Here is a 7,379-nt window from a genome sequence, read left to right as displayed (position 1 = left end):
GAGCGAGCTTGCTCGCGAACAGCGGTGCCAAGCCTGGCTCCGGAGCAGGGCCGAAGTCCGTAACCCTCTCCCCAGCCCTCTCCCTGAAGGGAGAGGGGACTGGGTCGGCGTGCTCGACAAGGTCGAAGTCAGCCGGAGGTTCCGGCTGGATCCATATCCCACCATCGGTACGGACTGCCCCCTCTCCCTTCAGGGAGAGGGCTGGGGAGAGGGTTACGGACTTCGGCCCTGCTCCGGAGCCAGGCTTGGCACCGCTGTTCGCGAGCAAGCTCGCTCCTACAGTTTCGAAGCACACCTTAAGGTTTCCCGCCTCCCGGTCGCTTTGGGTTTCAAATCCCCCGCACGACGAGGTCGGGCATGCGCCAGCACAACCGTATCGTATTCCGCTCCATGTTCCGCATCCGCGTGCTCGACGCCGGCGGCAAGCTGCTCGGCTATGTCGCCGACCTCTCCGAAAGCGGCCTGAAGATTCGCTGCGACCTGCTGCTGGCGCCGGACAGCCTGCATGACCTGCGCCTGCGCATGCGTGACCGCGAGGACCGCCTGCGCGAGGCCGAGGTGAAGGTGCGTTGCGTGTGGTCTGGGGAGAATGCCCAGACCGGCCAGTACGAGGCCGGCCTGGCGCTGGAGCAGCCGTCGGTTTCCTTCCACGCGCTGATGGCCGAGCTGCGCGCCGGGCGCCGCAGCGCGACGCCCGGCTGATCAGCCGAGGGTGCCCAGGACGTTCACCGCCACCCGCTCGGGTATCTCGTTCTGCGACAGTACGTGCAGCCCCGGGCTGAAGACTCTTGCATAACGCGCGAGCAGCGGGCGCAGCTGCGGCATCACGGTGAGGATCGGCGGGTGGCCTTCCTTGCGCAGCTTTTCCTTCACCACCGGCATGGTGTTCTGCAGCTGGTTGAGCAGGTTGGGCTCCACCGGGATGTTGTCCAGGCTCACCGGGCCGGCCTGCTGGGCGATGGCCAGGGCGCTGAGCAGGGTGTTCTCCAGGTTGTTGTCGAGGATGAACACCGACAGCTCGCCGCGCTCCCCGGCGATGCCCGAGACGATGCTGCGGCGCAGCGCGTAGCGCACGTCCGAGGCCAGCAGCAGCGGGTCCTTGGTGGTCTCGGCGGCTTCCACCAGGGTGGTGGCGATGCTCACCATGTCGCGCAGCGGCACCTGTTCCTGCAGCAATTGGCGGTATACGCGGTGCTGCAGGCTGAAGCTCAGCTGCGCGCGCAGGTGCTCGGCGAGCTTGGGCGCCTGGGCCGCCAGGCGTTGCATCAGGTGCTCGACGTCGTCGTGCTTGAAGATGTCCGGCAGGTGCTCGCGGATCACCTTGTTCAGGTGGGTGGCGATGACGCTGGCGCAGTCGATCACCTGGTAGCCGAGGTTGAGCGCGCGCGGCTTGTCCTCCGGGCGGATCCACACCACCGGCATCTGGTAGGCCGGGTCGTGGCCGAGGATGCCGTCGACCTCGCCGTAGGTTTCCGCCGAGGGAATGGCCATCAGGCGGTCGGCGTGCAGTTCGGCGCCGTCGATGCGTTCGCCGCTGATGTGGATGGCGTACTGCGAGGCCTTCAGCCGCAGGCTGTCGCGGATGTGGATTTCCGGCAGCAGGAAGCCCAGGCTCTCCGACAGCGTCTGGCGCACCCCGCGCACCCGCTGCACCAGGGGCGCGCCGCCGGCCTCGTTGACCAGCCCGACCAGCTTGTAGCCCAGGGAGATGGACAGCCGCTCCACCAGCGGGATGTCTTCCCAGCCCAGCTGCTGGGCGCGTTCCTGGTCCATGGCCTTGCCGATGGCCTCGGCCTGCTCCAGGCCCTGCGCCTCGCCTGGCGGCTCGGCCAGGGACACGCGCCAGGCGACGAAGGCGATCAGTGCGGCGAAGCCGAAGAAGGCCAGGTGCGGCATGCCGGGGACGATCGCCAGTACCGTGACGATGCCCGCCACCGTGTACAGCAGCGAGGGCGAGGCGAGCATCTGCCGGCGCACCAGCGCGGTGATCTCCGCCGACTCGTTGACCCGCGTGATGATGATGGCCGCGGCGGTGGACAGCAGCAGCGCCGGGATCTGCGCCGCCAGGCCGTCGCCGATGGTCAGCAGGGCGTACTGGCGGAAGGCGTCGGCGCCGGCCATGGCGTAGACGAACACGCCGATGGCCACGCCGCCGAACAGGTTGATCAGCAGGATCAGGATGCCGGCGATGGCGTCGCCGCGGACGAACTTGCTGGCGCCGTCCATGGCCCCGTAGAAGTCGGCCTCCTTGGACACCTCGGCGCGGCGCTTCTTGGCCTCGGCCTGGTCGATCAGGCCGGCGTTGAGGTCGGCGTCGATGGACATCTGCTTGCCCGGCAGGGCGTCCAGGGTGAAGCGCGCGGTGACCTCGGAGATGCGCTCGCCGCCCTTGGTGATGACCATGAAGTTGATGATGGTGAGGATCACGAAGACGATCAGGCCGACGATGAAGTTGCCGCCGATGACCACGTGGCCGAAGGCCTCGATCACCTTGCCGGCCGCCGCCGAGCCGGTGTGGCCGTCGAGCAGCACCACCCGCGAGGAGGCGACGTTCAGCGACAGCCGCAGCAGGGTAGTGACCAGCACCACCGTGGGCAGCAGCGAGAAGTCCAGCGGGCTGCGCGAGGACACGCTGACCATCAGCACCAGCAGGGCGATGCCGATGTTGAAGGTGAAGAGCACGTCCAGCAGCAGCGGCGGCAGCGGCAGGATGATCATCGCGAGGATGGAGAGGATGACCAGCGGGATGCCGATCCGCCCGCTGCGCAGTGTCGGCAGGAGCTGCTCGAGGAAGTTCATGGTTGGCCTCTGCTTGCCAGGCTGTCGGGGATGGGGAGGTTCTTGGCCAGTTCCGGCTTGCGCAGCCGGCGCCCCTGGCGGTAGGCGCGCAGCTGCAGGATGTAGGTGAGGACGTGGGCCACGGCGGTGTAGAGCCCGGCCGGGATCTGCTGGTTGACCTGGGTGCTGAAGTAGATGGCGCGGGTCAGCGGCGGCACCTCCAGCACTTCCAGGTCGTGTTTGGCGGCCATCTGGCGGATGTACAGGGCCATCTCGTCCATGCCGCGGGCCAGCACGTAGGGGGCCTGGGCCTTCTTCGGGTCGTACTTGAGGGCCACGGCGAAGTGCGTCGGGTTGGTCAGCACCACGTCGGCCCTGGGCAGCACGCGGTTGATCTGGCGCTGCAGCATCTGCCGCTGCACCTGGCGGATGCGTGCCTTCACTTCCGGGCGGCCTTCCTGGTTCTTGTGCTCCTCGCGGCGCTCCTGCTTGGTCATGCGCATGCGCTTGCGGAACAGGAAACGCTGCAGCGGGATGTCCAGCAGCGAGAAGAACACGAATACCGCCAGCAGGCCGATCAGGGTGTCGAACAGCAGGCCCAGGGCGCCGCCGATGGCGCTGCGGATGTCGCTGCGCTGCAGCGCGATCAGCTGCGGCAGGGCGTCCAGCAGCAGGTACCAGGCCACGATCAGCAGCACCGCCATCTTCAGCAGCGACTTGAGCAGCTCGGTGAGGTTCTGCATCGAGAACATCCGCGCAAGGCCGGTGATGGGGTTGAGCTTGCCGGCCTTGAAGGCCAGGTTGGCCGAGGCGAAGATCCAGCCGCCGGGCACCATGCCGAAGGCCACCACCAGCAGCGGGGTGAGCAGCAGCGGCAGCAGCAGCTGGACCATCAGCCAGATGTGCTGGCCGAGGATCAGCGCCAGGTCGTCCAGGCCCACTTCGCTGCGGTTCAGGTCCAGGTAGGCGAAGCGGAAGCTCTCGGCCAGGCCGTCGAAGAAGCGCCCGACGCAGGCCTTGAGCACCAGCAGGGTGCACAGCAGCGCCACGGTGCCGGCCAGGTCCCTGGAGCGTGGCACCTGGCCCTTCTGCCGGCTCTGGCGCAGCTTGTGCTCGCTGGCCTCTTCGGTCTTTTCCTGGGAGCCGCCCTGTTCAGCCATGGCTGGCGCCTCGCAGCAGCTGGCCGAGGTTGTCCAGCAGCGCGCGGGTGAGCTGCAGGTAGGTGTCGGGCAGGTCCGGCAGGGTCAGGCGGATGCACGCGAGGCCGGCGAGGATGGCCATGGGGAAGCCCAGGGAGAACAGGTTCATCGCCGCCGAGATGCGGTTGAGCAGGCCGAAGCAGAACTGCACGAGGAACATGCAGAAGGCCAGCGGCAGGCTGATCAGGGTGGCGGCGGAGAACACCCAGGCCAGGGCGTAGGCCAGGGTGGCGAAGCCGGCGTAGGCCAGGCCGCCGCCCACCGGCCAGTAGTGGAAGCTCTGGTAGAGCACGCTGATCACCAGCAGGTGGCCGTCGCTGGCGAGGAACAGCAGGGCCAGCAGCAGGAAGTACAGCTGGCCGACCACCGAGGACGAGGACACGCCGTTCACCGGGTCGTTGTAGCGCGCCATGGCCATGCCCATCTGGGTGGACACCACTTCGCCCACCAGGCTGAAGATCACGAATACCAGCTGCAGCGCAAGACCCAGCACGGCGCCCACGGCGATCTGCTCCAGCGCCGCCAGCAGGCCCTCGGCGGATAGCGCCTGGATGGCCGGCGGGCGGGGCAGGGCGCCGGCCAGCGCGAGGGTCAGGCCCATGGCCAGGAGGATGCGTACCTGGCGCGGCAGCGAACGGTGGTTGAGCAGCGGCGCCATGGCGAGCATGGCCATGATCCGGCAGAACGGCCACCAGTAGCGCTGCAGTTCCTGCAGGTACTGGCTGGCCTGCAGCAGGGACTCGTTGGCGTGCATCGCTGCGGGCCTAGCCGACCAGGTGCCCGGCCTGGCGGAAGGTCTCGATGAACAGGTCGCTGAGCGTGCGCAGTATCCAGTGCCCGGCGAACACCAGCATGCCCAGGGTGATGAGCAGCCGCGGCAGGAAGCTGAGCATCTGTTCGTTGATCTGCGTGGCGGCCTGGAAGATGCTCACCAGCAGGCCGCCGAGCAGGCTCGGCACGACCAGCACGCAGACCACGATGGCGGTGATGTGCACGGCGTTGGCGATGATCTCGACGGCGTATTCCGGGGTGAGCATGGCGGCCTCAGAACGGCTGGATGCTGGAGGTGAGGGTGCCCATCAGCAGCGCCCAGCCATCGACCAGGACGAACACCATGAGCTTGAACGGCAGCGAGATCATCATCGGCGAGAGCATCATCATGCCCATGGCCATGAGCACGCTGGCCACCACCAGGTCGATGACCAGGAAGGGCACGAAGATCATGAAGCCGAGCTGGAAGGCGGTCTTCAGCTCGCTGAGCACGTAGGCCGGCAGCAGCAGGGAGAAGTCCAGCTCGGCCTTGTCCGCCGGCATCTTCTCGCCGGCCAGGGCCAGCAGGGTGTCCAGGGAGGTCTTGCCGGTCTGCGCGAGCATGAAGCGGCTCAAGGTGCCCTTGGCCCGGCCCAGGCCTTCCTCCAGGGTGATGGCGTCGCTCTGGAAGGGTTCGTAGGCCTCGGTGTAGACCTCCTTCCACACCGGGCGCATGACCAGCAGCGTCATGCACAGGGCGATGCCCACCAGCACGTTGTTCGGCGGGCTCTGCTGCAGGCCCATGGCCTGGCGCAGGATGGCCAGCACGATGATGAAGCGGGTGAAGCTGGTCATCATCAGCAGCATGGCCGGCAGCAGCCCGAGCAGGGTCATCACCACCAGGATCTGCAGCTTCACGCTCAGTTCCTGGCCGTGGCCGGTGTCGTTCAGGCTCAGCAGCGAAATCTCGCCGCCGGCGGCCAGCACCACGCCGGGCAGCATGCCGGCCAGCGCCAGGCCCAGGGCCAGCCAGTGCCGCGCGCGTTTCATCGGGCCAGGTCGTCCAGCCCGGCGCCGCACAGTTCCAGCACGCGCAGGCCGTAGTTGCCGTTCATCACCACCACCTCGGCCTTGGCGAACAGGGCGCCGTTGACCTTCAGGTCCAGCGGCTCGCCGGCCAGCTTGTCGAGGACGATGACGCTGGAGGTATCGACTTCCATCAGCTCCTTCAGGGAAATCTCGGTGGAGGCCACCTCCAGGGTGAGGTTCACCGGGATCTTGCCGAAGAAGCTCAGGTCCTGGCGCGGCGCCGGGCTGTCCTGGGCGGCGGCCGGGGCGGCCTCGTCGAGGGCCAGGCCGGCGTCGTTGAGGAGGGTGTCCAGTTCGCTGTCGGTGACTTGGCTCATGGGCTTTTCACGCTCTCGAGGGAGGTCAGGAAGAGGCCGCCGTCTTCTTCGAAGAGGGTGCCGCGGAAGAGTTTCTGCTGGTTCACCTGCACCTCGCAGCGCTCCAGCAGGCGCACCGGCAGGATGTCGCCGGGGCGCAGATCCAGCACCTGGGCCAGCGGCAGCTGCAGGGCGGCGATGACGCAGTCCAGGCGCACCGGCAGGTGCACGAGGTGCTGCGCCGGGCTGCCGTTCAGGCGCGCCGGCGGCGGGCCGGCCAGGCGGGTGGTGAGGGCGTCGGCCAGTTCGGCGTCCAGGTAGATGAACAGCGAGGCCTGGCTGCCGGTGATGTGGCTGAGGAAGTGGAACTCGGCCACGTACTCCCAGCTCACCAGCTCGTAGTCGTTGTCGTGGGGGGTCAGCTCGCCGAAGGTGTCGCCCAGCAGCAGCGAGCGGGCGAACAGCTGGGTCACGTCCACCCCCAGGCGCTTGCGCATGCGCTGCTCGGAGGTGCTGATCGGCGGGGTGTCGTGGCTGGGTAGCGAGGTGCCGCCGTAGTAGCACTCCAGGGCCTCGGTCAGCAGCGGGCGGTCGATGGCGAAACCGACCTTGCCGAAGGGGCAGCGGAAGATGCATTCGGCCGGCCGCGGCGCACTTTCCTGGACCTCGACTTTCTGCAGTTCCAGGTTGATGCGGTAACTGCGCAGGAAATAATCGCTGATGATGCGCGGATGCTTGTGGGCGATCTCGCGAATATATTGCGGAACCCTGTGGTAATGCCGGCCCAACTTGTGCGGCTGCAGGCGCACGAGTCTTTCCGAGGGCACGCCGTGGTGGACTTTGGATTGGCCAGTCATGGGTTGGGTCGACTTCCGGAAGTTGGGCTGCGAAGGCGTTCGCCGGGGCGCGGCCGGGGCGGCGCGGGGCGAACCTGGGGCGCTCGCCGCTGGCGCGGGTTTTACGCGCAGCAGAGCCTGCAGATGGGGCGGGAGTCTAGGGAGGCGGGGGCTTGCGGTTAAATCAATAGATATCAAATGACGTTTTTGATCGTCATTTCCGGGCGCCTGAGCGGATTTGACGAAAACTGACTCGGCAGTCTCCCTGTGATCTGGTTAACGTTGCGCCTGTGACGGGGTTCTGCTGAAAAAGTTCCCCGGCAAGATTGAAGGGCGACAGGAAAAAGCCATTCCTTAAGGCCCTCTTCGGATAAAGGGGAAGGTATTCGGTCATTCCTTCCTATAGAGGCTGGAAGTTCGTTCGGCCACTG

Annotated in this window: 9 protein-coding genes; 1 reads left to right on the top strand and 8 read right to left on the bottom strand. The window is 67.1% G+C overall.

Features of this window, described 5'->3' with window-relative positions; all coding sequences use genetic code 11:
• Positions 1-268 (bottom strand): hypothetical protein (locus tag DK254_RS34590; RefSeq protein WP_218281437.1); only part of this gene is annotated, 268 nt, incomplete at its 3' end.
• Between the two features lie 89 nt (positions 269-357).
• Between DK254_RS34590 and DK254_RS22385 the strand changes: the two genes are divergently transcribed.
• Positions 358-702, top strand: a complete 345-nt coding sequence (locus DK254_RS22385; RefSeq protein ID WP_089393506.1) for a PilZ domain-containing protein — start codon at positions 358-360, stop codon at positions 700-702.
• Here DK254_RS22385 and DK254_RS22380 read toward each other — a convergent pair whose 3' ends face one another.
• From DK254_RS22380 to DK254_RS22350, 7 genes are read right to left on the bottom strand one after another with little or no spacing between them, the layout of a single operon-like run.
• On the bottom strand, positions 703-2,799 hold the full coding sequence (locus DK254_RS22380; RefSeq protein WP_109935532.1) for a flagellar biosynthesis protein FlhA: 2,097 nt from the start codon (positions 2,797-2,799) through the stop codon (positions 703-705). It lies immediately after the preceding gene.
• Positions 2,796-3,938, bottom strand: coding sequence for a flagellar biosynthesis protein FlhB (locus DK254_RS22375; RefSeq protein ID WP_109935531.1), 1,143 nt, complete (start codon positions 3,936-3,938; stop codon positions 2,796-2,798). Before DK254_RS22375 ends, DK254_RS22380 begins: the two co-directional genes overlap by 4 nt.
• Entirely contained in the window at positions 3,931-4,731 is an 801-nt protein-coding gene (gene fliR / locus DK254_RS22370; RefSeq protein WP_109935530.1) for a flagellar biosynthetic protein FliR, read from the bottom strand. The genes DK254_RS22375 and fliR overlap by 8 nt, the downstream gene beginning before the upstream one ends.
• Before the next feature lie 10 nt (positions 4,732-4,741).
• Positions 4,742-5,014 carry a flagellar biosynthetic protein FliQ gene (locus tag DK254_RS22365; protein ID WP_109935529.1) on the bottom strand — a complete coding sequence of 91 codons (273 nt, stop codon included), beginning with the start codon at positions 5,012-5,014 and terminating at the stop codon, positions 4,742-4,744.
• A 7-nt stretch (positions 5,015-5,021) separates the two neighbouring features.
• Positions 5,022-5,777, bottom strand: coding sequence for a flagellar type III secretion system pore protein FliP (gene fliP, locus DK254_RS22360; protein WP_109935528.1), 756 nt, complete (start codon positions 5,775-5,777; stop codon positions 5,022-5,024).
• Positions 5,774-6,133, bottom strand: a complete 360-nt coding sequence (locus DK254_RS22355) for a flagellar motor switch protein FliN (RefSeq protein WP_109935527.1) — start codon at positions 6,131-6,133, stop codon at positions 5,774-5,776. Before DK254_RS22355 ends, fliP begins: the two co-directional genes overlap by 4 nt.
• Positions 6,130-6,969 (bottom strand): FliM/FliN family flagellar motor C-terminal domain-containing protein, encoded by an 840-nt coding sequence (locus DK254_RS22350; RefSeq protein WP_109935526.1) that lies wholly within the window; start codon positions 6,967-6,969, stop codon positions 6,130-6,132. Before DK254_RS22350 ends, DK254_RS22355 begins: the two co-directional genes overlap by 4 nt.
• Positions 6,970-7,379 lie beyond the last annotated feature (410 nt).

The sequence above is a fragment of the Pseudomonas sp. RW407 genome (assembly GCF_003176655.1).
Lineage (GTDB): Bacteria > Pseudomonadota > Gammaproteobacteria > Pseudomonadales > Pseudomonadaceae > Pseudomonas > Pseudomonas delhiensis.
Note: the sequence above shows the minus strand (reverse complement) of the source record. Positions and strands in the feature narration are given on the sequence as shown.

Bases quoted from the DNA above. Each gene is read 5' to 3' on its own strand.
- DK254_RS22380 (WP_109935532.1), bottom strand. From the start codon at position 2,799: ATGAACTTCCTCGAGCAGCTCCTGCCGACACTGCGCAGCGGGCGGATC.
- DK254_RS22355 (WP_109935527.1), bottom strand. From the start codon at position 6,133: ATGAGCCAAGTCACCGACAGCGAACTGGACACCCTCCTCAACGACGCC.
- fliR (WP_109935530.1), bottom strand. From the start codon at position 4,731: ATGCACGCCAACGAGTCCCTGCTGCAGGCCAGCCAGTACCTGCAGGAA.
- DK254_RS22365 (WP_109935529.1), bottom strand. From the start codon at position 5,014: ATGCTCACCCCGGAATACGCCGTCGAGATCATCGCCAACGCCGTGCAC.
- DK254_RS22385 (WP_089393506.1), top strand. From the start codon at position 358: ATGCGCCAGCACAACCGTATCGTATTCCGCTCCATGTTCCGCATCCGC.
- DK254_RS22375 (WP_109935531.1), bottom strand. From the start codon at position 3,938: ATGGCTGAACAGGGCGGCTCCCAGGAAAAGACCGAAGAGGCCAGCGAG.
- fliP (WP_109935528.1), bottom strand. From the start codon at position 5,777: ATGAAACGCGCGCGGCACTGGCTGGCCCTGGGCCTGGCGCTGGCCGGC.
- DK254_RS22350 (WP_109935526.1), bottom strand. From the start codon at position 6,969: ATGACTGGCCAATCCAAAGTCCACCACGGCGTGCCCTCGGAAAGACTC.